Below are 21,327 nucleotides of genomic sequence, written 5' to 3'. Positions count from 1 at the left end.
AGCCAGCTGTCAAATGCACCCACCCCCAGACGGAGTCGGCATGACTGACATCCCTGACGCCTACCTCATCGGCAACGCCATCACCCGGGCCTGCCCCGAACCCGAATGCGAAACCGGACCAGGAGATCCCTGCGTGAACGTCATCTCGAAGCAGCCGATGCATATGCCCCACATCAAACGTCAGAAGCCCGACACAACCTCCGGCACGGAAAACGCCGGAGAATCAGCGAGAGAGGCAGCCAGGCGGCAAGAAGCACGCGCTGCAGCCAGAGCCGAACTCGCCAAAGCGAGGCAGGCATGAGCGTCCCCACCCACTCCGTCGCCCCGCTCGACGTCGCATCCCTCGACGAGTCGCCACAGTGTGAGTGCACCTGCCACGACGAGACCCCGCCGGCCAACCTCCGCATCCGCTACCACGCACCCCGCGACAACGACCTGTACGCCTGCGACAACGTCAGCGCGCTCCTCTGCAGCGAATGCTTCGAGACACTCCGCCAGTCGATCGAACGTGAACTCGCCTCGGCCTGCCGACACGGACGCCAATGCGGCGGCTGCGGCAAACGCCTCCGACAGCTCGGCGACGTCATCCTGTCGGTGATCACCCTGTGACCGCGCCGACGCTCACCATCCCCCTGCCGTACGAGACGCCACCACTCACGCTCAACCAGCGGATGAACCGACACAAGAAGGCGGCCGAAACTCGTGGCGTGCGGTCAGCAACCTACTACCTGGCCAAGTCACTCAAGCTGCCGCGCAACGTCTCTCACGCAATAGTCCAGCTCCACTACGCGCCGCGCGTCCACCGCACCGCCGACCCGATCAACCTCACACCCACACAGAAAGCATGCGTCGACGGACTCGTCGACTACGGACTCACCGAAGACGACGACCCCCGATTCGTCACCGACCGCATGCCGAAGATCCACCACCAATCGACCACCGGGAAGGGCCAACTGTGGCTGGAAATCGAAGTGACGCAGTGACCCAGCAGCAGTCGAACGCCGACGATCTCACCGTCACCCGAGCCGAGCTCGACTACCTCAAGGAGAAGCTCGAAGAGGTCACCGACCTCGAACGCAGGATGGCCATCTCCCTCACCGACGGACAGTCCCGCACCAGCGACAACGGGCTAGGTATCCGCCGGCCCCAGCCCGGACCGCGTGAACCATACGGCCTGCACGTGGAGGTACTCCTCGACGAACTACAGAACGAGCTAACCACCGCCGTACGCCACATCTGTGAAGTGCGCGGGCTCAGCTACCAAGGCAGCGCATACCCAACCGCGTTGGCCAAGTGGCTCATTCGCTACCGCATCGCCATTGCAGTCATGGAAGACGGCGCAGAGATCTTCAAGAAGCTGTGCCGCATCGTCGACCGATGCGCCCGATCCATGAACACGACCGAGCGCGAATACACCATCGACGAAGCCATGGTGCAAGAAGCGAACCGGCAGATCGTCACCGTCGCCACCGTCGAGAAGCTGGCTCACAAACTCGACAAGGTCGGGAAGGGGTTGAACGCCAGGCGAATGCGAACACTATGCAAGCAGGCGGGACTCACCCACGTCTCCGAGGACCCGGATACCGGCACGAGGTTCTACCGGCTCGGTGACGTGCTCGACGCGCACAAGAGACACGCCCAACGCAACCGTGCTTGACAGATCTGGCCTTACGTCAGGGGTCTGCGGTACGCTATCGCTGTCGGCCGCCCTGGGTTCACCAGCGAGCGGCCATTCTCATCTTCACCGCAGCACGTGACCTCCGGGCTTTCGTGCCTTTCGACGGACAAAGCACATCCCATGACCCCAGCTCTCACACCGGGCGAGGGTGTTGCTGCGCGCTGCGGTGCAGGACTTGGCCCGTCGCTTCCCCGAGCATCGGCACCCCAGAGTGCAGGCGGGCCAACCTACTTCGATGGAGGTCGACGTGGACGCAACGCCCGAGTCTCGCCATCCCGGCACGACGCACTTGCTGAACTTGTTCGAATACGAGCACCTGCCGCCGCATCTACAGGAGGTGAGCAAGCAGCTTGCCGAGGCCGCGGCCTACCTAGTTGGCCTGCTGGGTGACGGACCCGAGCTGACCACCGGCCTACGCAAACTGCTCGAGGCGAAGGACTGCTTCGTGCGACAGGCAGTTATCGACGCGCGATGAACGCCACCGAACGCTTCGCCGCGAAGTTCATCAGGACTGAAGGTGATGGCTGCTGGCTCTGGCTAGGTGCCCGGGATTCACATGGGTACGGCAAGTTCCGGGTCAGCAAACGCCAGGTAGGTGTTCATCGATTTGCGTACGAGCTACACCATGGCCCGATTCCCACTGGAATGCTGGTTGATCACATCTGTCACGTGCGGCATTGCGTAAATCCCGACCACCTGCGACTGGCAACCCCGAAGCAGAACATCGAGAATCACACTGGATCGACCACGGCCCGCTCCGGGGTGAGGGGCGTTGACTACCACAAGCAGGGCAAGTGCTGGCGCGGCCGCGTACTTCACGACGGCAAGCTACACCGTCAGTACTTCTCGACAATAGAAGAGGCCCAAGCGTGGGTCGTAGCCACACGTAACAGGCTTCATGCCTTCAACGACGTTGACCGGCGGGCGGCCTGATGGCAGCGTCCGCCCCTTCTCGACGTGGCCCTGGCCGATGGACCAACGTCCGCACACCAGCCGCTGGGGTTCTGTGGACCGACGACAAAACCACCGTCGGGTTCGAACCCGTACCCATCCCCGACAACGAACCACAGCTCGTGCTCGACGCCATCGCAGCCGCGACCGGCACACCCACCGAGGTGTTCGATGCACTGGCCGAGGACATCGGCATGCGGGTCACCGAGGGTGAACTCGACCGATGGACAGCGAGACAAGGACGACGAGGATGATGCCGACAGAGATCAGCCACAGTCGACTCATGGCCGCGATGGCATTGATGGGCTTAGACCCGAAGGCCGACCGTATCGAGCAACTCACCCTGACCCGCGATTGCAGTATGCTGACCTGCTTCACGCAGGCGCCCGACGGGCAGCTGGTCGCGGAGAACGACAGGCTGGTGCGGCATACCGTGACCATTCCGATTGCTGGCGACGATGAGCAGATAGACCCCGGAACCCCGATCTTCGATGAGCTGCAGAGCGAGACCAATCCGCGGCCGCTGCCCTCAGGCGGCCAGCTCCTCAAGATGGGTCCGCGCCCAGAGATCAGCCGATGACGCCTGCCGTCAGCAGCATCCCGACGACTGACCCGCAACACCAGTTCGGCCTGCTCGTCGCCGGCATCAGCGCTGCCGTTGGTGAAGGGGCAGCCGACCACAGCCAGATCGCCGCACTCCGACGCCACGTCCTCCCCCGCATCGAGAAGGTGCAGCGGCTCAACCGCACTGGCAACACAGCAGCGATGGAGACCACCATCGGCGAAGCGCTCAGCCACTTCACCCGCGTTATGGGCGAACAGTGGCAGCCAGACCCCAACGGTCAGGTAGCCCGCGCCCTGCGATCACGTGGTGTTGATCCGTCCACCATCACCGGTTGATGGCCAGCACCAGAACCAAGACCACGACCCAGAAGGGTCTGGGCTACGACCACCAACGCCAGGCAGCCAGACTCAAGCGCACGCACGTCGACGGCACACCCTGCTGGTGGTGCAACAAGCCCATGTACCTCGAGGCCGAACGCAACTGGGACCGAGAAGTACTCGCAGCCGACCACACCCACACACGAGCCACCGGCGGCACCAAAGCCGACCGCCTGCTCCACGGACGGTGCAACAAACAACGCGGCGACGGCAGCCGAGACCACTTACGACCAGCCATCACAGGCGAAAGCCCCACCGAGACAGCCAAGACGCCCGCTGGCCGCCTCGTAGGGCACACCGCCATGAACTGGCCCTGGCCAACCACCTGACCCACCCCACCCCCGAAAAATATCCGAGGGGGTGGGGGCCTGACTCCCTACGGGGCAGTCAGCTGATCTATTTATCGCATTTTTTCGTTTCTGAAGGGGGCGTGCTGTGGCAACGAACCGCTCCCATCTTCGCGGTGTGGCCCCTGACGAGGCCCCTCCAGCGCCTCCGGCCGCGCCATTGACGCTGTCCGAGGCGGTCGAACAGGGCAATTACCTGGAGATTCTTCGTGCTCAGCGGCGTGAGATCGTGACTTCGCTTCCCGACGAGCGTGGACCTGCGAAGGCTGCGCTGCATCGACAGCTCGCGATGATCTCGAAGGAGATACAGGCGCTGGAAGCGAAGCAGGCTCAGGCGGCCAAGGAGGACGCCGAGGGTGTCGTCGTCGAAGACGAAGCCTGGGACGCCGAAGCTCTCTGAGGTAGCCCGAAAGGTCGCCGCGCCCACGGGAATCGTTTCGACGATGTGGCCGGCGGTGGAACACACCTGCCGGACGAAACTCGGTCTCACCTTCGACCCGTGGCAGAACCAGGCTGGCCGTCTCGCGCTCGCGAAGCGTGCTGACGGGACGATGGCGGCGACGATCGACGGTGTCGGGATGTCGATCTGTCGGCAGGCGGGCAAGACGCACTGGATGACGGGGTTGATCTTTGGCCTCAGCATCAATCGTCCTGGCACGCTGACGGTGTGGTCGGCGCACCACGCGCGAACGCACGGTGAGACGTTCCTGTCGATGCTGGCGTTCGCGGAGCGGCTGCGGGTGGCACCGTACATCGAGCAGACGTTCACCGGGGCAGGCACCGAAGAGATCCGGTTCCGCAACGGCTCGCGAGTCCTGTTCGGGGCCCGCGAGCGGGGCTTCGGTCGAGGCATCCCGGGCGTCGACATCATCGTGGCCGACGAAGCGCAGATCATGTCCGAGAACGCGGTCGACGCGATGACGGCAACAATGAACACGTCGAAGTTCGGTCTTGCGTTCTACATCGGCACCCCACCGAAGCCCACTGACCCATCCGAGGCGTTCACGCGGATGCGTGACGCGGCCTGGGCGGGGACGCTCACCGACGGCGTGTGGATCGAGTTCGGCGTCGAGCCCGGGGTAAATCCGGACTCTCCCGACACCTGGAAAGCGGCGAACCCGTCGTATCCGCATCGCACGCCACGCGAGTCGATGCTCCGGTTGAAGCGGAAGCTTAGTCCAGAGTCGTTCCTTCGCGAAGGCCTGGGCATCTGGCTGGACGAGGCCGCCGACGAGGTGGTGTTCGACCTCGACAGGTTCGGCGATCTGGTTAACCGGGAGCCCCAGCTCACTGGATCAATCGCACTCGCGGTGGACCGTTCGCTCGACGGGTCGACTTGGGCGCTGGGTTCAGCGCAGGCGACGGCCGAGGGTCGCACACACGTCGAGATCGGGTACTTCGGCCGCGCCACCCTCGACTCGATGGTCGCGATGATCGTCCTGGTGGTGGCCGAGTGGGATCCGGTCGTCCTCGTTATTGACCGCAAGTCCGGTGCGAATGTGCTGCAGCAGTTGCTGATCAACCAGGGCATTGAGCCAGAGATCACGAACGCTCCCCAGATGGCCTCGGCCTGCCTGGGATTCGAGGACGACGCAGACGCCGAGCAGCTGTCCCACACCGGCCAGGAGTGCATAGACGACGCGCTCCGGACGGCCGAGAAGCGGTACATGCCGCAGGGCGACTTCGCCTGGGACAAAAAGGTTGGGCCCGATGCAGTCCCGCTGACCACCATGAGCCTGGCCCGCTGGGGGCTCCTGACGTTCGGGCTCGGCCCGAAGCAGGCACCCGTAGCGCCTCCTGATTTTGGCGAATCCGACTCCGCTGATTCTGGCTTCGATGTCTTCGAAGCCTCGTTCTGACCGAAGGGAGGTGTGAGCTATGACGCCACGCGCCAAGACCACCGCGCCGACCTCCGAGAAGGGTTATGTCGCAAACCCACTCCCTGATGGGTGGATCAACTGGGACCCGTTCGAGAAGACGCCGGAACTGCAATGGCCCGAGTGCGTCCCTGTGTACTCCCGAATGGAACGCGAGGACGGCCGCGTCTCGAGTGTTCTGCAGGCGATAGGGCTACCCGTTCGACGCACCCCGTGGCGGATCGACCCGAACGGCGCCGAGGATGAGGTGGTCGACTTCGTCTCCCGAAACATGAGCCTGCCGATCGTCGGCCAGGATGCGATCCAGAACCCAGCGCGTAGCCGAGACCGGTTCTCGTGGGCGCAGCACCTTCGTACAGCGCTGACGATGCTGCAGTACGGCCACTCGGTCTTCGAGCAGGTGTATCGCCGCGGTGAGGATGGCCGGTTCTGGATCCGCAAACTCGCTCCGCGTCCGCAGCGGACGATCGCGGCGTTCAACGTCGCTCTCGACGGTGGCTTGGATTCGATCACACAGTTGGCTCCGACGAGCCGCGGCAGGGTTGCCTACGGAATCAAGCCGCTCGATATACCCGTCAATCGGTTGGTGGTCTACACCCGCGACATGGAACCCGGCCAGTGGCAGGGGAAGTCACTGTTGCGCCCCTCATACAAACACTGGTTGCTCAAGGACGAGCTGATGCGGATCGAGGCAGCTGGCGCACGGCGCAATGCCATTGGTGTCGCGATCGGCACTGCTGCCCGCGAAGATGACCCGGAAGAGGTCAGGCAGATGCGGGAGCTCGCATCGAGCCTCCGCGCTGGCATGAGCTCCGGTGTTGGTCTTGCGCAGGGCCAGACGCTTGAACTCGCTGGCGTGCAGGGCAACTTGCCTGATATTCGCGCGGCGATCGAGTACCACGACAAGCAGATTGCCCTCGCTGGCCTCGCGCACTTCCTGAACCTCGACAGCAGAGGTGGAAGCCACGCGCTCGCAACGGTTCAGGAGTCGACATTCAGCCAGTCGACACAGGCCGTTGGCGAAGACATCCGCGACATCGGCACAGCGCACATCGTCGAGGATTTGGTGGACGTCAACTTTGGCATTGACGTCGGCGCGCCCCGGATCGTCTTCGACGAGATCGGATCCAGGCAGGATGCGACGGCAGCTGCGTTGAAGATGCTCGTCGAGGCCGGACTGCTGTCGCCGGACGTGCTGATCGAGCGGAGTCTCCGCCAGAAACTCGGCTTACCCGCCCAGCCATCCGATGCGCAACGCGACGAACCTGCGGATGCGGACCCCTCACCGACAGGAGCCACATCATGAACCTGACCGAACTACTCAATCAGCCGGCCGCCCGCCGCCTCGACAACGCGCGCCAGTCTGCACTCCATCCAAAGGCAGACCAACGCCGCTGGTACGAGATGAAGGCGGCCACCAACAAGGCTGGCAAGTCGAGCACCGAAATTCTGATCTACGACGTCATTGACTCCGATCCCTGGTACGGGGGGTCAGCGCGCGCGACTTCGTGCAGGACCTCGCTGCTGTCGACACCGACGAGATCCTCGTGCGCATCAACTCCCCCGGTGGCGACGTCTACGACGCACTCGCGATCACCAACGCGCTACGCAACCACGACGCCCAAGTAAAGGTGCAGATCGACGGATTGGCCGCCAGTGCAGCCAGTTTCATCGCCATGGCGGGCGACGAGGTAGTCATGTGCCGCAACTCCGAGATGATGATCCACGACGCGCTCGGATTCTGCATGGGCAACGCGACCGAGATGGCCGAGTTCGCAGCTTGGCTCAGCCGGGCCAGCGACAATATTGCCTCGATCTACGCAGAGAAGTCCGGTGGTGAGGCCAAGGACTGGCGCAAGGCGATGACGGCTGAGACCTGGTACACCGCCGATGAAGCGGTAGCCGCCGGTTTAGCCGACAGCGTCAAGGATACGAGCGCCGCTGACGACAAGAAGGCCGCTGCAGCGCATTTCGATCTTCGGGTTTTCGCCCACGCCGGACGCCGGAAGGCGCCGGACCCATTCATCCCCGCGGCGACCGCCGCAGGGCCATCAGGAAAGGAGGCCCCCGTGGCCACTCTCAAGGAAGGCCTCGCGGAGCGCCTCGGCATCGAAGCCGATGCGGACGACGAGACCACCCTCCAGGCGCTCGACGAAGCTCTCGACGAGCGCGCAACGGACGACACTGGAGGTGGCGGCGCTGCCGAACCTTCGGTGGATCAGATCAGCACCGTGGCGGCCAAGCATGGCCTGCGCGTGGTCGATTCGACCAAGTGGGACGAGCTCGCCGCGCAGGCGGCGGCCGGGCAGCAGGCCCGCGACGAGCAGGTCGCCAAGGGCCACGCATCGGTGGTCGACGACGCGATCGGCAAGGGCAAGATCACGGGCGCTCGACGGGACCACTTCATCGCACTGATGAAGGTCGACAGTGAGGGCACTTCCAAGTTGCTCTCGGATCTGCCGGACGAAACGGCTGTGCCGCTCAACGAGCTCGGTCATTCGATTGAGCCCACCGATGTCGACGACATCAAGAACGTTCGCGAGAGCGACGCATACAAGGGACTGGAGGGCTGATCATGGCCGGAATCACTGTCAAGTTCGAGAAGGGCCGGATCACCCACACCGCCGAGGCGGCAATCGTGGGTGGTCAGGTCGTGCACCCCGGCGTCGGCCCGCGCAGCTCGGTCCCCGCCACCGCCGACTCCGAGAAGGTTCTAGGCGTCGCGTTGACCGACGCGGCGCCCAAGGTCGCGCCTGCTCCCGGAACGCTCTACGTCGGCACCGACCAGGTGACCGTCGCGTCGGCACCCGCGGTCGTACCGATCAAGTCCAACAACTCCGCCAGCGTCGGAGACCTCGTCGTGGCCCACACCGGCGGCGCGGTGAAGAAGGCAACGGAGACGGCCAAGGTCACCCAGATCGTCGGCCGCGTCATCGAAAAAATCACTGGCGCGGACAACATTGTCCTCGTCCGACTGGGAGGCTGACCATGGCAACCGAGAAAGCAATCGTGTCCATCGACGACGGACAGAACATCACCGTCGACCAGGTGATGGGCAATCCTCGCGCGATTCCGATGCGCGTCCTCGACCTCGTTCGGGACAACATCATTGGCGAGGCTCTGTTCCGCAACGCCGGCAACCCCGGAAGCTTGCTGGTGCAGTTCCAGCGGTCCACCCCGTTGTTCCTCGACGGTGATCCGGAAGCCGTTGCCGAGTTCGGCGAGATCCCCGTGTTCGACCTGGGCGAGGGTCTGCCCGAGGTCGCTCGCGGCGTCAAAGTCGGTGCTGGTGTCCGCATCTCACGCGAGATGAAGGACTTCAATCAGATCGACAAAGTCCGCAAGCAGGTCACGGGAACGGCTAACACGGTCATTCGAGCCAACGACGCCGGATTTCGATCTGCATTGGAGGCCGCCTCCGTTCCTGAGGTAGCGGCAACAGCAGCTTGGGAAGACGCCATCAGCAAGATTCGGACCGACATCAAGGAAGCGGCGAAGACCATCGCGGGCGCCCTCCATGACGGTGACCCCACCAAGCCCAAGGGGTACGTTCCCGACACGATCGCGTTGAACAGCTCGCTCCTGTACGACTTCATGGACAACGAGGAGTTCAACAAGATTTACGTCGGCAACGTCGCGGACCAGTCGATCACCTACACCGGCAAGCTGCCGAACAAGGTGCTCAACCTCAACGTTCTGCATTCCCCGCTGTGGCCGATGGATCGGGCTCTGGTGTGCCAGCGCGGCGTCACCGGCTTCTACGCCGACCCGCGGCCACTGGAAGGCACCGGCCTCTACCCCGAGGGCGGCGGCCCCAACGGTGGCCCGACGGAAACGTGGCGTTCGGACACCACGCAGATCCGCATGATCGGCGTCGACGAGCCCGAATCCGCGTGCTGGATCACGGGGCTGCAGTGATGGCGGCCGAGTACATCGTCACCGCCACCTCCTGGCGGGACGCTCAAGGCGTCAAGCATCGCCGCGGTGATGTCGTCACCCCTCCAGAAGGTGAAGTGGACCGGCTTCTGCGGGCCCGCGCCATCACCACGCCGGAGGCCCTCGCTGAGGCTGCCGCGGCCAAGGCGCAAGCGGACGCAGCGTTGCAGGCCGAGGCCCAAGCTGCTGCGGCCGCCGGCGACTCCGACAGCGGCACCCTGGATGGTGTCGTCCCACCGGTCCTCGAGCCCAATCCCTACGGTCTCGAACTGCCGAAGAAGGCCGGCACCGCCAAGGCATGGGAGGACTACGCAGTGGCGCTGTACGAGAAGTCCGAGGGCAAAGCGGGTCTGAAGCGCGAGGACGCCGAGAAGGCGACCAAGCAGGACCTCATCGAGCTGTTCTCGTGAGTGCTGGAGAGGGGGCGTTCGCGACGAAGGAGCAACTCGCTGACGCGTGGCGTCCCCTCTCCGAAGCCGAGCAGGTATGGGCCGACCAGCTTCTCGCGGCAGCGGGCGTCCGTATCCGGGACCGGTGGCGCGAGGCGTTCGGCAGTGAGATCGACGAGAGCAACGCCAGCGCGGTGACCGTGTCGATCGCAGTGGTCAAGGAAGTCCTCGACGCTGACGACCGCGGAATGCTGAACTTCAAGACGTTCAAAACCGTGGTCGGCGATTGGGAAGAGGGCGGCAGTCTCGTCAACCCCGGCGGCGCCCTCGAGTTCACCGACTGGCATTGGTCACTCCTCGGCATCCGCACCAAGGCTTTGCCGCAGTACAACTTCCAGGACAACGACTACTGATGATTCCGCTGTCTCGGCTCCCGCACCGGCTGACCTTCCGCCCCTACCTCGGAGACGGAAACCGCGGCAAAGTGCTCGGCGAGCCAGTGAAAGATGTGCCTGCCCGGGTCGAAATGCGGGTCAAACTTGTCCGCGATCAGCAAGGCAAAGAGGTCGTGTCGAGCGCGACCATCTACTTCCAGCCCATTCTCGCGCCCGCCTTGGGCGACGAGGTGACACTGCCTGACGGCAACGCTCGCCAGGTGATCGCCCGCCACGACAATGCGGGCCGACGTCGCACCGAACTCATCACGGTCCACGTCTAACCCCCAATCGTCAGCTGACCCCCGGTGACCGCCGCGCCCCCGCTGCGGTGGGCCTCCCGCCTGGGGTCAGCTGGCCCCCATCCCACTTCCCCGAGGAGTTGTCATGCGCGTACACCACAAGAACCCGACGTTCACCGGATCAGTCGTCGCCGCCACCACACGGTTCGAGTTCAAGTCGGGAGTCGCTGAGGTCGAAGATCTCTCGGCCTCGAAGCTGGCGATCCTGGCCGCGAGAGGCTGGCACGTCGCCGACGACGATTCTGCTGACACCGCCGCCTCGGCCATGACGGAACTCGCGAACCCGAAGGCTAAGGCGAAGCGCGACTTCGAGATCGGCGAGAAAGTCGCACCGGAACACATGGAGAAGCCCGAACCGGAGATCGGCTGACCCCGTGGAGGGTCAACCAGATCTGAGCGCGGACGTCTTGGAGGCGTTCAGAGCGGCTGTCCCAGTCGGCCTCCAGGCCGCCGGAGAGCTGATCCTCACCGAATCCAACCTCGACTCCCCCACCCTGGCCGGCGACCTCGATAGCACCGGATCAGTGGTGGTGGACGGTACTGAGATGGGTGTCGGATACGACAGCGAGTACGCCCGCAAGCAGCACGAGAACACCTGGTACCAGCACCCGCAGGGCGATAAGCCCAAGTTCCTTGAGAACGCCCTGACCAACAAGGCCGATGCCGCGCTCGACCTGCTGTCGACCTCGATCGGTGAGGCCCTCGGCGGATGACAATCCGAGTCACCGCCGTGCTGCAGTCGCTGGCACAACAAATGGCAGACCTCGACGTCGCGATCTACCAACCCGACCCGACTGTCCCCTACCCGTCGAACCCAGAGTTGCCGGCCGCCGTAATCGGCGACTTCCCGCAGTCCCCGGTCAAGGCGGTCGGAATCTTCCACTACGGAACCAACCCGAACATCTTCACCGTCGCAACAACTCCCCTGCTGCGCGTGCAACTCGCGTGGCGGTCGGACTCAGCAGACCCGCTCGACGTGATGGACATGGCTGAGAACGGCTTTCGGAAGTTGCACACCCTGACTCCCGGTCCGTGGCCGGGTGGCGTTCATCCGATTTGGATGCTGCGCACCATCACGAACAAACCCGATCGGGACGACAACGATCGGTGGATTCAAGCGGATTCATACGACATCCAGCTCAACCCAGGAGAATAGAAAATGCCTACACTCACCCCGCCCGATGGTTCGGGCCTCGCAGTCATCCCAGCCGGCCGGTATGGGGTGCAGGTCAACATCGGCACCGCGCTCGCACCCATCTGGGTCTTCGTCAACGGGCTCACCAACTTCGAGCCGAAGTTCGACCCCAAGCTGGAAGACGACTCCGACATCACCTCGGACGGTTGGGAATCGCAGGCCGTCGCCGGCAACGCGTTCTCGATCGACTTCGAGGGCCTGGTCAAGGGTGTCGATGAGGGCTCGACCTTCACCGCTGACCCCGGCATGCAGTTCCTCGTCGCAGCCTCGCAGGAGACCGGTTCGGATGCACACGTGCACCTCCGCTACTGGCGGACAGACGAACTCGACGAAGCATTCGAGCTGCACGCCGCCGTCAAGGCCTCGCTCAAGGGCGGCAAGCCGAACGAGCTGCAAAAGTTCTCGGGCAACCTGACCGGCCGGGGCAAGCCGAAATCGATCACCAAGCCCGGCGCGAACCTCGCGCTGCACTACGGCTTCGGCGCGACCGCCTACACCGCGACCGTGGACGGACAGACGACCGCATCGATCCTCACCAGCGCCACCACCGCTCAGATCAAGGCCGCTCTCGAGCTGCTGTCCACCGTTGACACCGCGACCGTCACCGGTGCCGCACCGGACTTCTCGGTCACTCTCGCGCCGATCCCGACCACCACGTCGGCGGCCGGCACCGGCGGCACAGTCAGCTTCGCCGCCGCATAGTTCGACCCCCGGTTGCAGGAGGCCGCAACCGGGGCACGCACCCCACTTCAGGAGGCGAATCATGGGGTTCCAAGATCTATCCGAGTTCTTCCAGCCAGGACTGACGTTGCCGATTCGCGGCAAGGAGTACCACATCCCTGAGGCGCCAGCCGCGGACGGTTTGCGGCTCATGCAGCTGGTCGCAGCGAATGGGCTCGACGGGAACACCGAGACCCGAGAAGCTCTGAAGCTGCTCGGGGCGACATGGGTTGTGGAGGACGAGGAGCTACCCGTCTTCGACCCCGACACCGGTCTGCAGGCTGTCGACGAGGAGGGCAACTCCGTCACCCGCACAGTTGCGATGGGCCGCTGGTCAGGCGGCCTGTACGACGAGATGTCGGCAGATGGACTGTCGATGGACGAGATCATCCACGCCGGCATCACCGCGCTGGTGAAGACCGCCCAGGGCCTAGCTGAGGCCGAGAAGTTCTGGAACGAACGCGGTATCGCGGCGAAGGCGGTCGCGTCGGGAAACCCGGCGCCCCCATCGACGGGGGCGAACCGAGCGCAAAAACGGGCAGCAGCGAAGACGGCGACGAAGAAGCAGGCGGCCAAGAAGTCGACGCGGAAGTCCTCGTCCCGAGCAAATACGGCGGGTACTACGACCCCCGCCCGGGCGCGTACGGCGAAGACGACCCCGGCGGCACCGACTACAACCCGCTGACCGGCACCCGCGACCACTACTTCCCGCAAGAACTCGCCCCGAAATACGGGGGCAAACCAGCGATTCCGACCGATCGGCCATCCATCACTTGGGTCGACATCCTCGAGCGGTGGATCGCAGTAGAGCTTGATCTGCACGAATTCTTTGGCATCGACGTGGAATCCGGCGTCCTTCATGACCGGACATGGCGATGGCTCGCTCTTCGCATTCGCGACCTCATTGACCGCCCCACCTCACGGCTGGGTTCTGCGGTCCGACCCCAGGATAGGAGGCGGTAAGTGGCTGGTCTGATCGTTGGTCGCATCACCGCACAGCTGGGGCTGGACGACACCGGGTTCGCTTCCGGTGTTCGTCGCGCAGGTTCGTCGATGCAACAGCTCGGCCAGCAGACCCGGCAGTCTGAGCAGGCCATTTCATCGGCGATGAAGAGCGCCGTCTCTGAGGTTGACCGGTACGCGGCGAAAGTCGCTCAGGCCCGAGCCAACCAGGCCGCCGCGGCAGCGCGAGCGGAAAAGGCTGAACGTCAGCTCCAAGCCGCACAGAACGCGGGCAACGCTGACAAGGCGGCCGATGCCGAACTGCGCCTGGCTCAAGCTCGCGCCCGGCTGACCACCGCCTCGATCGCAACGCAGGAAGCGGCGGCCGGCCTTGCCGAGGCCAACAACCAGGCCGCGGAGTCGTCGGACGGTGCGTCGGAATCGATCACCAACATGGGTGACTCGTCCGACACCACCGCCGGAAAGCTCGCTGCCATGGCGGCCGGGGCCATCGGTGCTGGCGCGGCCATGTCGAAGATCCTCACTGTCGGAATGGATTTCACGACCAGCCTCAACACGATGCAGGCTGTGTCGGGTGCGACATCCGCGCAGATGAAGGACGTGTCGGCGGCCGCCAAGGCGCTGGGTGGCGACATCACACTGCCGGGCACCTCGGCGAACAACGCCGCCGCGGCAATGACGGAACTTGCCAAGGGTGGGTTCTCGGTCCAGCAGTCCATGGATGCTGCCAAAGGCACTCTTCAACTCGCGGCGGCCGCGCAGATCGAAGCCGGCGACGCAGCGACGATTCAGTCGCAGGCGCTACAGGCATTTGGCGCCAATGCGACATACGCCAGTGAGGCCGCCGACATTCTGTCCAATGCCTCGAATGCCTCGTCGGCTGAGATCACCGACGTCGCTGCAGCTTTGCAGCAGGCAGGCACGGTCGCCGCTGGCTTCGGTGTCAGCATGGCCGACACCGCCACCATGATCGGCCTGTTCGCGAACGCAGGTATCACCGGCTCGGATGCGGGCACGCTACTCAAGACGTCGCTGCAATCGCTCACCGATCAGGGCGCCCCGGCGCAGCAGGCGATCAAAGACCTCGGCCTCACGGTGTACAACGCCAACGGAGAGTTCGTCGGCATGCGATCGCTGTGGGACCAGCTCTCGCAGGCCTCCACACGGATGTCCGACGAGCAGTTCCAGGCCGCAACAAACATTCTCTTTGGTTCGGATGCAATGCGTACGGCGATGGTCGCCGCCGGCGGCGGTACTGCCGCGTACGACAAGATGGCCGCAGCGATCAACAAGCAGGGCACCGCCGCGCAGATCGCGGCCGCGAAAACCCAAGGGCTGCCTGGTGCGTGGGAACGCGTCCAAAACAGCATCGAGGGTGTAGCTCTCACCACGTACAGCATGATCGAAGGGCCGCTGACCTCGCTGGCCAACAGCGGCGCCAGCATCATCGGCACCGCCGACGGAATGGCCTCGAGCCTCGGGTTCATCGTTGCACCAATCGCGGCCCTGGCGGCCGGGTTCGCCTCGATCCCGGGCCCCATGCAAACCGTGATCACCCTGCTCATCGCCGGGCGAATTGCAATGGCCGCGTTCGGAACGCAGATCAACTCGGCCCGTAACTACGCCTCCAACGCCGCCGGTGTGATGCGCGGCTACGGGACGTCGATCACGAACATGCAGCGAGCCGCAACGGTCGCCGGCGGATCCATGAACCGGCTGTCTGCGTCGATCGCAGTACTTGGCCGTAACAACGCCACTATCGCAGCGATGGGAGCCTCGTACCTGCGGGCAAGCGGCCAGGCCAGCAACTTTGCGAGGGTTCAGGGCACGGCCGCCGCGGCGACTGTCGGAATGCGGGGAGCCATCGGCGGTTTGACCGGCGCTCTCGGTGGCCCATGGGGAATTGCCATCATGGGCGCGATTGGGTTGCTCACGCTGTGGATGTCGAAGAAGCGTGAGGACGCAACCGCATCGGCTGAGACCGAGGCCGCGACGAAGTCGTGGGCGGATGCGCTCGACGAGTCCGGTGGCGCAATTACCCGCGCCATCCGAGAGAAGGCGGCAAACGAGGCTGCCGACAAGAAGATGATCACCGGCTTTGAGAAGCTCGGCATCGCGTCGAACCAGGTCGTCGATGGCGTTCTCGGACAGGGCGATGCGCTCGGTGTGCTTCGGCGTCGTCTCGATGAGGTCATCGAGGCCAACACCAAGATCGAGACGGTCGACGGCGCCAAGTCCGGCATGCAGTCGACAAAGAAGGTCTACAACGAGACCGCTAAGTCTGCACAGGACCTCAAGAACAACCTCAACGAGATGCACGGCGAGTTCGAGAACGGAAAGTCTCGCGCGATGCAGGTCGCGGAGGCAACGGGCGACGTTAAGCGCTCGATCGACGGAACTGTCACTGCTGTCGGCCCCCTTTCCGAGGCAATGGTTGAGTTCCAGGAATCCACCGACGGCGCGGCCTCAAAGGTTGACAAGCTCGCAAAAGCGTTGACGCAGTTGGACGACGACGAGCTGACACAAGAAGAAGCGTTGCAGCAGTGGTCGAACGACATGCGCGATTTCGCCAAGGCGCTTGAGGACGGCGGAGCCGCAACGATCGGCCTCAACGGCCACATCGACGTGACCAACGAAAAGGGCTCAGCGCTGCAGGACACCGTGCAGCAAATGACGGCCGATTTCAATCAAATGGCTGTCGCGACCTACGAGGCTGCGCGAGCTCAGGGCAAGTCGATGCCAGAGGCACTGCAGATAACTCGCGACGCTATGCAGGGTTACCGGCAGTCTTTTGTCGATGCTGCGGTTGCCAGCGGGAAGACAGTCGACGAGGCGAACAGGCTGGCAGACGCCTACAACTTGATCCCGAACGACAAGGTTCTCAAGCTCAACACAGAGGGCATAACGGGGGCCACGGCCGCGCTGACGACTCTCGCCGGCAAGGTTGCGACTCTGCCTGAGGGCCAGTTCAAGATCGCTGACAATACGCCGGAGGTCCGCGCAAAGCTCGAAGAGATGAAGGTTCGGTTCTCGATCATCGACGGGAAGGTGGTGATCACCGACAACACCGGCGAGGTGTCGAAGGCCCTGTCTGCTATCGGTGTTCAGACCACAACCCTGCCCGGTGGGTACGTCAAGATCGAAGACACCAGCGAACAGAATCTTAACCACCTGCGAGACATCGGCATCAAGACCGAAACTCTGCCTGACGGCTCGGTGGTCGTCAACGTGAATGATGTTGACGCGCAACGCCGCCTGGCCGAGCTGACTGCACCCAAAGACAAGGTCATCAACGTCAAGGTCAACGACCCGGCGGGCTTGGTCTACAACCCCAACATCGGCGGATCTGGAGCGGCTCGGGAGTTCCACGCCAACGGCGCCATCCGCCAGTACGCAGCTGGTGGTGTGAACGCCGCAGGTCAGTCGGTGACTCGTGAGCCGATGATCGCGCGCGGTGGCGCCAACATCCTGTGGGGCGAGAAGGAAACGGGCTGGGAAGCCTACATTTCGGGCAAGCCCTCGGAGCTGGAGCGCAACAAGGCGATCTGGTTCGAAGCTGGCAAGCGCCTCGGCATCGTTCAAATGGAAAACGGTGGCATCGCCACAGTCGGCGGACTGAAGAACTACATGCGCGGCATCGAAGGTGCTCAGTACGGCTACGGCGCATGGGGTCAGGGCTGGACGACTGACTGCTCGGGCGGCCAGTCGATCGCGATGAACTATGCGGATGGGCTGAACGACCAGCCCGGCACTGGCGCTCGAGCGGGAACGGCCACGTTCGACAGCTACACGGCCGGCCACGGTTTGCAGCCCGGTAGCGCGCCAGCTGGTGTTCCGGCGTACGAGGTGACGTGGAATCCCGAGCACACGGCCGGCACGATCATCGATCCGGTCGGCGGGGATGTCAACATCGAGATGGGCGGCGCACGCGGTGACGGCCAGTACGACGGCCCGGACGGTTCGCGGAGTCTGTCGGGCAGCACTGCATGGATGCCGCTGCAGGGTGACCCGGGCGCCGCCGGCCAGATCGGAGCACCGGACACCCGCACCGCCAAGCAGAAGAACATCGACACGGTCATCGCCGAGGGCAAGCGCCGTGGTGAATCCGACAAGGAGATCAAGTCCGCGGTCATGGCTGTCTTGGCCGAGACCGGTGGCGAGAACCTGGACCACGGCATGGACGGCGACAACGCCGGCGTCCTGTCGCAGCGCCCGAGCTGGGGCACTGTCGAGCAGCGCATGGATCCCGCTTACGCAGCGAACGCCTACTACGACGCGGCCAACAAGGTCGAGGGCGCCGAGGGCATGACCGAAGCCCAACTGGCGCAGGCGGTGCAACGCTCCGGCACCGCCGACGGGTCGAACTACGCCGCGAAGGAAGCTGAGGCCGACGCTGAGATCGCAGCATCGATGACGCGATCCACCACGACGCAGACCGGCAGCGCGACGAGCGGTTCCGGCGAGCCTGTCTTCGTGACGAACTGGCCATCACAGTTGACGACAACGACGACCTCCACCTCCTCCTCGTCACCTGCCACATCGGGAGCCGACTCGGAGTCGACGACGGGGCCCGAGAAGCTCGGCAACATCGGGCCTCTCGCTATCTCTGCGTACGCACGCGGCGCCATCGAGGACCGGGCACCAGGCTCCGCCCAGGTCCTCAATCGTGAGCACATCTGGCTCACCCAGGCAGGCGAGGCCGGACCCGAGTCCTACATTCCACTCAACGGGTCGCCTCGGTCCAAGGCGCTGTGGCTCGAGACCGGACGTCACCTGGGAATGATGGACTCGTACGCCGCCGGCGGATTCGCCGGATACTCCGAGGACACCTCGGATGCGCTGAAGCCGAAGAACTTCTACGACTGGGCCGCTCTCGTCGCGGGCGGCGGGTTCGCTGTCGCCTCGGCCGTCACCCCGTACCTGGGCATGGCGTCGGGCGGTCAGGTGACCCTCGGCGATCTGGCCCCCACGGTCGACACATCGGCCAACTCCATCGACGGCATCTCCCAAGCATTGGGTGCCAGTGCCGACGAGCTGAAAGAGGTGCTCATCGCGATCCTGCAGGCCACACGCGAGAACAAGAAGGTCAAGGCCACCCTCGACTCGGGCGTGATGGACGGCCTGACCCCAGCGCTCTCAGCGGCAGGTCTGTGATGACGCTGCCGCTGACCTGCGTGCTGACCGACGTGTTCGGCAAGGACTGGGCGTTCAACCAGGGCGGCCCGGTCCGGTTGCACTACATCAACTTCGGGGGTCCCACCTTCGAGTTCGACGACCTCGACGGCGTCAACCAGGCGGGCGTGACGAACTCGTCGATCAAGTACAAGCCGGGCAGCATCACCGCCGGCGTCCGGATCGACGGTGGCCGCGGTGGACCTCGTGCACGTGACCTCCTCGCTCGGTGGCGAAAAGCTAACGGTGCGGGCGGTGCTCGTCGAGCTGGCGGGCCGCTCATGCGAATGACGCTGCTCGAGACTGACCGCTTCCAGGAGGTGCGGTTGGTCGGGTTCAAGAACGCACCGGAGTACGTGAAGATGCACGCGGTTGGCCGAGCGTACGACGAGGTCGAGTGGCGGTCCGATGAGACGTGGTGGCGCACTGACCCGTACGTGTTCCCCTTCACCGCTGCGCAGTTCGCCTCCGCGAAGATCCGCAACGACGGCGACCTCGACACCTGGGTGCACTACAAACTCGAAGGCCCGATCACGAACCCGAAGATCGGTATCGACGGCGAGCTGATCCCACTCCCCTCGCTCACTGCCGGGCAATGGCTCGACATCGAGACGAACCCCGACTACTGGGCAATCTATGACCAGGCCGGTCTTGACCGGTCGTGGATCGGCGACCGTTGGCACGGCAAGGCGCCGGCCGACACCGAAGAGATCCCGATGTCAATCACGGGCACCGGCACGACCAGCGCGACCAAGCTGACCGTGACTGTGCCCCAGCTGTATTGGTCGCCGCTGTGATCTCCGCCGGGTACGCAGATCCGAATACCGACGACCCACCGTCCTTCAACTTCGATGTCGGTCTCCGCAACAACCCGGTCATCGACTGGCGGCCAGCGGGAAGCTACCTCGACGCCAGCACCACGTTTACCCACGGCCTCGAGCCCGGCAAGATCGCGTTCGAGTTGAAGTGGGACAACCCCATCACCGACATCATCACGCCATCCACCGTGAGGAAGAAGTGCTTCCACCTGCGGCTGGGTCGCGGGCCCGACGGCGAGATGGGCTACAACGGCCTGCCATGGACCGGACGCATTGTCGATGTGGAGTTCTCCGGCACACCCGGCCGGGAGCGCAAGGTCTACTACGCCGAGTGCAACAAGATCTGGCTGCAGTCGATGTACGGCTGGGTCAACAACATCTTTCCGCCGGAGATCCAGGTTGGTCTCACCGGCAAGCAAGATGTGGAGATCGGCTCGCCCGACCGGGTGATGAAGTCGTACGTATCCAAAGTTGCGACACGGCTCGGCATCCCGGTCTATTCGGCACTGCCGATGCGCCAACCGTCAGCATGGTCGAACCTGAAGGTCAAGGATTTCGATTCGCTCGACGACATCTTCGACTTCCTCTCCGACGTCATCGAGCCAATCATGTTCTCGCAGGCCCGGTTCACGCAGCTCGACGAACTGTTCCGCCAGGACGTAGACCGCCTGGACTGGGGAATCAAGGTCGACCTGTGGGACGGACGCGGATCCTCTCCCACCGTCTTCAACACCGACACCCTCGCGGACCTGCAGTCGATCATCAACACCCTGGATGACGACTTCCTCAACCTGAGCAAGCTGGCCTCGATCAGCAACGGCACCTGGACGAACCAGATGAACCGCGCCGGATTCGTCTTCGACACCTACGAGAAGCGCGACAACCGCAAGGTGCAGTTCCGCACTGACGCCGACTCGCAGATCCGCGACTACAGCTCCAAGGGCACGCATTCCCGCGCGACCCGGGCGATCGTCGGCGGCAAGTCGCCGGCCATCTTGAACGACGTCATCGAGATCGGCGCCAACCTCGCGATCTCGCTGCTACTCAACCTTGTCGCACCAGGCCTCGGTCTGGGCGTGGTGGTCGGCGACCTGTTCGACGACATCTTCTTCGCCTACCAAGTGTTCTGGGACGCCGACCTCGAAGACGAGATTGGCAAGGACGACGCACTACCGGAGAAGTTCGCCGACAACACCGCGGCCTGGTCACTCGACAGCTATGCCACCGGCCAGGCCGCGCTCAAAGCCAAGGGTGGCGAGCAGTCGATCACCATCAACGCGATGTCTGGAGTCCCAGGGCGGGGCAACGAGTTCGGCGAAGACAACGGCAGTGCCCGCCGGTACAAGCAGGGCGACATCGTCCACCTCTGGGACCGCGGCAACTTCGTCGAACAATACGTCTCCTCGGTCACCGTGACCGACAAGCCGGGTGAACGAAAGCGCGAACAACCCACCCTCGGCAACGACAAACGTCTGAAGGGTGGTTGGTCACGACTCGTGGCCTCCGCTCAACTCAGTGGCGCCCGACTCAACGGCGTCGCGAACAGCGTCTGATGAACCGCCTCCGCGAGCTGCCGTTCGAGGTGCTCGCCAAGTTGTGCCAG

Annotated in this window: 27 protein-coding genes; all 27 read left to right on the top strand. The window is 64.2% G+C overall.

What is annotated here, in order from left to right:
* The first annotated feature begins 40 nt into the window (after nucleotides 1-40).
* Nucleotides 41-301 carry a hypothetical protein gene (locus MVA47_RS12075; RefSeq protein WP_247208112.1) on the top strand — a complete coding sequence of 87 codons (261 nt, stop codon included), beginning with the start codon at nucleotides 41-43 and terminating at the stop codon, nucleotides 299-301.
* Nucleotides 298-609, top strand: coding sequence for a hypothetical protein (locus MVA47_RS12070; RefSeq protein WP_247208111.1), 312 nt, complete (start codon nucleotides 298-300; stop codon nucleotides 607-609). Before MVA47_RS12075 ends, MVA47_RS12070 begins: the two co-directional genes overlap by 4 nt.
* Nucleotides 606-983 carry a hypothetical protein gene (locus tag MVA47_RS12065; RefSeq protein WP_247208110.1) on the top strand — a complete coding sequence of 126 codons (378 nt, stop codon included), beginning with the start codon at nucleotides 606-608 and terminating at the stop codon, nucleotides 981-983. The genes MVA47_RS12070 and MVA47_RS12065 overlap by 4 nt, the downstream gene beginning before the upstream one ends.
* Nucleotides 980-1,657 carry a hypothetical protein gene (locus MVA47_RS12060; protein ID WP_247208109.1) on the top strand — a complete coding sequence of 226 codons (678 nt, stop codon included), beginning with the start codon at nucleotides 980-982 and terminating at the stop codon, nucleotides 1,655-1,657. Before MVA47_RS12065 ends, MVA47_RS12060 begins: the two co-directional genes overlap by 4 nt.
* Nucleotides 1,658-1,913: 256 nt before the next feature.
* Nucleotides 1,914-2,153: a hypothetical protein gene (locus MVA47_RS12055; protein WP_247208108.1), complete on the top strand. Its 240-nt coding sequence runs from the start codon at nucleotides 1,914-1,916 to the stop codon at nucleotides 2,151-2,153.
* The gene (locus tag MVA47_RS12050) at nucleotides 2,150-2,611 is read left to right on the top strand and encodes an HNH endonuclease (RefSeq protein WP_247208107.1); all 462 of its coding nucleotides are present in this window, start codon (nucleotides 2,150-2,152) and stop codon (nucleotides 2,609-2,611) included. Before MVA47_RS12055 ends, MVA47_RS12050 begins: the two co-directional genes overlap by 4 nt.
* Nucleotides 2,611-2,883 carry a hypothetical protein gene (locus MVA47_RS12045; protein ID WP_247208106.1) on the top strand — a complete coding sequence of 91 codons (273 nt, stop codon included), beginning with the start codon at nucleotides 2,611-2,613 and terminating at the stop codon, nucleotides 2,881-2,883. The genes MVA47_RS12050 and MVA47_RS12045 overlap by 1 nt, the downstream gene beginning before the upstream one ends.
* A gap of 29 nt (nucleotides 2,884-2,912) precedes the next feature.
* The gene (locus tag MVA47_RS12040) at nucleotides 2,913-3,209 is read left to right on the top strand and encodes a hypothetical protein (RefSeq protein ID WP_247208105.1); all 297 of its coding nucleotides are present in this window, start codon (nucleotides 2,913-2,915) and stop codon (nucleotides 3,207-3,209) included.
* Nucleotides 3,206-3,529 carry a hypothetical protein gene (locus MVA47_RS12035; RefSeq protein WP_247208104.1) on the top strand — a complete coding sequence of 108 codons (324 nt, stop codon included), beginning with the start codon at nucleotides 3,206-3,208 and terminating at the stop codon, nucleotides 3,527-3,529. The genes MVA47_RS12040 and MVA47_RS12035 overlap by 4 nt, the downstream gene beginning before the upstream one ends.
* Complete coding sequence (locus MVA47_RS12030) at nucleotides 3,529-3,900, top strand: hypothetical protein (protein WP_247208103.1); 372 nt, start codon at nucleotides 3,529-3,531, stop codon at nucleotides 3,898-3,900. The genes MVA47_RS12035 and MVA47_RS12030 overlap by 1 nt, the downstream gene beginning before the upstream one ends.
* Before the next feature lie 106 nt (nucleotides 3,901-4,006).
* On the top strand, nucleotides 4,007-4,318 hold the full coding sequence (locus MVA47_RS12025; RefSeq protein WP_247208102.1) for a hypothetical protein: 312 nt from the start codon (nucleotides 4,007-4,009) through the stop codon (nucleotides 4,316-4,318).
* Nucleotides 4,275-5,777, top strand: coding sequence for a terminase (locus tag MVA47_RS12020; RefSeq protein WP_247208101.1), 1,503 nt, complete (start codon nucleotides 4,275-4,277; stop codon nucleotides 5,775-5,777). Before MVA47_RS12025 ends, MVA47_RS12020 begins: the two co-directional genes overlap by 44 nt.
* A 19-nt stretch (nucleotides 5,778-5,796) precedes the next feature.
* Nucleotides 5,797-7,101: a DUF935 domain-containing protein gene (locus MVA47_RS12015; RefSeq protein ID WP_247208100.1), complete on the top strand. Its 1,305-nt coding sequence runs from the start codon at nucleotides 5,797-5,799 to the stop codon at nucleotides 7,099-7,101.
* Nucleotides 7,102-7,303: 202 nt separating this feature from the next.
* Nucleotides 7,304-8,368, top strand: a complete 1,065-nt coding sequence (locus MVA47_RS12010; protein ID WP_247208099.1) for a head maturation protease, ClpP-related — start codon at nucleotides 7,304-7,306, stop codon at nucleotides 8,366-8,368.
* A 2-nt stretch (nucleotides 8,369-8,370) separates the two neighbouring features.
* Nucleotides 8,371-8,781: a hypothetical protein gene (locus MVA47_RS12005; protein WP_247208098.1), complete on the top strand. Its 411-nt coding sequence runs from the start codon at nucleotides 8,371-8,373 to the stop codon at nucleotides 8,779-8,781.
* A gap of 2 nt (nucleotides 8,782-8,783) precedes the next feature.
* Nucleotides 8,784-9,713 (top strand): hypothetical protein, encoded by a 930-nt coding sequence (locus MVA47_RS12000; protein ID WP_247208097.1) that lies wholly within the window; start codon nucleotides 8,784-8,786, stop codon nucleotides 9,711-9,713.
* Nucleotides 9,689-10,141 (top strand): hypothetical protein, encoded by a 453-nt coding sequence (locus MVA47_RS11995; protein ID WP_247208096.1) that lies wholly within the window; start codon nucleotides 9,689-9,691, stop codon nucleotides 10,139-10,141. Before MVA47_RS12000 ends, MVA47_RS11995 begins: the two co-directional genes overlap by 25 nt.
* Nucleotides 10,138-10,533: a phage Gp19/Gp15/Gp42 family protein gene (locus MVA47_RS11990; protein WP_247208095.1), complete on the top strand. Its 396-nt coding sequence runs from the start codon at nucleotides 10,138-10,140 to the stop codon at nucleotides 10,531-10,533. Before MVA47_RS11995 ends, MVA47_RS11990 begins: the two co-directional genes overlap by 4 nt.
* Nucleotides 10,533-10,838 carry a hypothetical protein gene (locus tag MVA47_RS11985; protein ID WP_247208094.1) on the top strand — a complete coding sequence of 102 codons (306 nt, stop codon included), beginning with the start codon at nucleotides 10,533-10,535 and terminating at the stop codon, nucleotides 10,836-10,838. The genes MVA47_RS11990 and MVA47_RS11985 overlap by 1 nt, the downstream gene beginning before the upstream one ends.
* 103 nt (nucleotides 10,839-10,941) lie before the next feature.
* On the top strand, nucleotides 10,942-11,226 hold the full coding sequence (locus MVA47_RS11980) for a hypothetical protein (protein WP_247208093.1): 285 nt from the start codon (nucleotides 10,942-10,944) through the stop codon (nucleotides 11,224-11,226).
* A 4-nt stretch (nucleotides 11,227-11,230) separates the two neighbouring features.
* Nucleotides 11,231-11,569, top strand: a complete 339-nt coding sequence (locus MVA47_RS11975; RefSeq protein ID WP_247208092.1) for a hypothetical protein — start codon at nucleotides 11,231-11,233, stop codon at nucleotides 11,567-11,569.
* Nucleotides 11,566-12,012, top strand: coding sequence for a minor capsid protein (locus MVA47_RS11970; protein WP_247208091.1), 447 nt, complete (start codon nucleotides 11,566-11,568; stop codon nucleotides 12,010-12,012). Before MVA47_RS11975 ends, MVA47_RS11970 begins: the two co-directional genes overlap by 4 nt.
* Before the next feature lie 3 nt (nucleotides 12,013-12,015).
* Complete coding sequence (locus tag MVA47_RS11965) at nucleotides 12,016-12,753, top strand: phage tail tube protein (protein WP_247208090.1); 738 nt, start codon at nucleotides 12,016-12,018, stop codon at nucleotides 12,751-12,753.
* 61 nt (nucleotides 12,754-12,814) lie between these two features.
* Nucleotides 12,815-13,456, top strand: coding sequence for a hypothetical protein (locus tag MVA47_RS11960; RefSeq protein ID WP_247208089.1), 642 nt, complete (start codon nucleotides 12,815-12,817; stop codon nucleotides 13,454-13,456).
* A 278-nt stretch (nucleotides 13,457-13,734) separates the two neighbouring features.
* The gene (locus tag MVA47_RS11955) at nucleotides 13,735-18,888 is read left to right on the top strand and encodes a phage tail tape measure protein (RefSeq protein ID WP_247208088.1); all 5,154 of its coding nucleotides are present in this window, start codon (nucleotides 13,735-13,737) and stop codon (nucleotides 18,886-18,888) included.
* Nucleotides 18,888-19,703 carry a hypothetical protein gene (locus MVA47_RS11950; RefSeq protein WP_247208087.1) on the top strand — a complete coding sequence of 272 codons (816 nt, stop codon included), beginning with the start codon at nucleotides 18,888-18,890 and terminating at the stop codon, nucleotides 19,701-19,703. Before MVA47_RS11955 ends, MVA47_RS11950 begins: the two co-directional genes overlap by 1 nt.
* Nucleotides 19,700-21,277 carry a hypothetical protein gene (locus MVA47_RS11945; protein ID WP_247208086.1) on the top strand — a complete coding sequence of 526 codons (1,578 nt, stop codon included), beginning with the start codon at nucleotides 19,700-19,702 and terminating at the stop codon, nucleotides 21,275-21,277. Before MVA47_RS11950 ends, MVA47_RS11945 begins: the two co-directional genes overlap by 4 nt.
* Nucleotides 21,278-21,327: the final 50 nt, after the last annotated feature.

This window comes from Williamsia sp. DF01-3 (genome assembly GCF_023051145.1).
Classification (GTDB): Bacteria; Actinomycetota; Actinomycetes; order Mycobacteriales; family Mycobacteriaceae; genus Williamsia.
Note: the sequence above shows the minus strand (reverse complement) of the source record. Positions and strands in the feature narration are given on the sequence as shown.